1 protein-coding gene is annotated in these 2,139 nt (G+C 28.3%); it reads right to left on the reverse strand.

Annotation, left to right across the window (positions count from 1 at the left end; genetic code table 11):
* Positions 1–1,979, reverse strand: a 1,979-nt coding sequence (locus BT993_RS07545; protein WP_244147567.1) for a hypothetical protein, incomplete at its 3' end; no start/stop codon positions are given.
* Positions 1,980–2,139 lie beyond the last annotated feature (160 nt).

A 2,139-nucleotide genomic window follows, 5' to 3' on the forward strand; every position in this document is an offset into this window, starting at 1 on the left:
TTCTTATTAATCATTATATTATCAAGAGTTTGAGATGCACCTTGATATACATAAGTGTATCTTTCATTTTTAGGTAATTGTGATATTACATCTATTAACTCATCACCATTAATATTTTTTGTAGTCTTAGAAAATTCAAAATCATTCATATCTCCTAAAACTATTACTGTAGCCATATCATCTTTAGCTAAGTCATCTTTTGTTGCTAGTTTTCCTTTTGTTAAGTCTTTTATCTTTCCTTTTTCTTTTCTTAAATCATCTTGTTTGCTTATCCCATATTTCTCTGCATACTTATGGATACTTTCCTTATACCCTGAAGCATCCTTTATGTAATCTACATATACTCCATATACATCCTTATTTAAGCCATTTAAGTTATACTCATTATCTAATGATAATTCTATCTCCACATTCTCTCTTGCCTTAAATCTACTCTTTCCTCCAAAGTCTATACTTAATGCTTGATATGTTCCTTCAGAATTAACAATTTCTGGTGTTCCTTGCTTGAATATCTTGTCTAAACCATACTTAGCATCTACATTTATCTCATTTGTATATCTTCCATTCACATTTGTATAGTTTAATAATACATTTGCTAAGAATACATTGTAGAAGTCTTTATCATTATCAAGTTTATTTGGGTTTGTATGTAAGTGTATTTGGTTGTATAAGTTTACTTTACCCTCTATCTTGTTATTATCATTTATCTCATAGCCTACCTTGTTTTCTGTCCATACAAATCCTTGATGTCTTAAATCTTGAGCTTTTTCTCCTTGTTTATGTTTTGTATCAAATAGGTATCTTCCATCTATTGTTGATTCTATACTTACTTCTTCTATCTCTTTTTTTACTTTTATCCCTGCTCCTGTTAATAAAGCATGTGAATGTTCTTTTCCATTAGTATTTTTAAAGTCTGTCCCTAACTTATACTCTGCTAATGTATGTATATCTATTCCATCTGTTGCATTTACTTTTATCTTATTTGATGTTGTAAAGTCGTTTTTAAGTTCAGTAGTACCAGCAGTTCCTACTTTATGTCCTATTGTAACCTTATTTGAATTATCTGTAATAAGGCTTAACTTACTTGTAGGTTTAAATGTTGCTCCTAGTTTTACTTCTGGTTCATGTTTTAATGTAGTATCATTTTCTTCTTTAATCTCTAATTTGTAATTAACATCTCCTCTTAACTCAAAACTATTTGCACTATAGACTCCATTATTTAATAACTCTACTTTTGATTCACGTTTATTATTATCTTTTAATATATTCTTTAATTCAAACTTAGCCTCATTTGATAATTTAATTCTTTCACTTGCTTGTGTTTCTACTTTAATATCTCCTGATAGTTTACCTAAAGATGAATAACTTTCACTACTTAATACATGTTTAATTTCTGCATTAGCTATCTTAACATTATCTGTTAATTGTCCATTAGTTTTAACATATGTTTCTAATTCATGTTTATTATCTTTAAAATCAGCAGAATTGTATAAACCTGCAACAGTTAAAGAAAAGTTATTATATATTTTACCATTTAATACAGCAGATAAAAGGAAAGTATGTTCTTCACCTAATTTATATCCTTGATCAGTACCAGCTTTACCTTTTTTACCTTTAGAAGCTAAATGTTTTTCTATTGCATGTTTTATTCCATTATGTTTGTGGACTTTTTCTTTTTCATTATCATTTTTATCTATTTTAAGTTTTTCTTCCCAAGCAATATTTTCTCCACCTCTTCTATGAGCAGCAGTTAATTGAATGTTGAAAGAGTCAACGATATCAGCGTCCCATCTAAGACCGAAGTGATAAGGAGTTTTATCATTAAACTTCATATTTTCACTTTCTTTTTTAGTAGCTTTTAAATCAGTCCCAATGAAAGCAAAAACTTCCTTATTTTTGTGCATAAATACACCTAAATCACCTTTAGCACCAATTTCGTTAGTAACATCTTTTTGATCCCAAAGTTCTTTTATTTTCATTTCATTGCTAGTATTAGCAGCTGGTGCTGGACTTGAACCACCACCATTTACTTTTTCATATGTTATTGGTTTTGTAGTAGAAACACAAGCAAGTGAAAGAATTAAATTATCAAATGAGGCTAAGTTTGAATTAAAGAATATATTAAAAGATAATAATAAA

It is taken from the genome of Streptobacillus ratti (genome assembly GCF_001891165.1).
In the GTDB taxonomy this organism is placed as follows: Bacteria; Fusobacteriota; Fusobacteriia; order Fusobacteriales; family Leptotrichiaceae; genus Streptobacillus; species Streptobacillus ratti.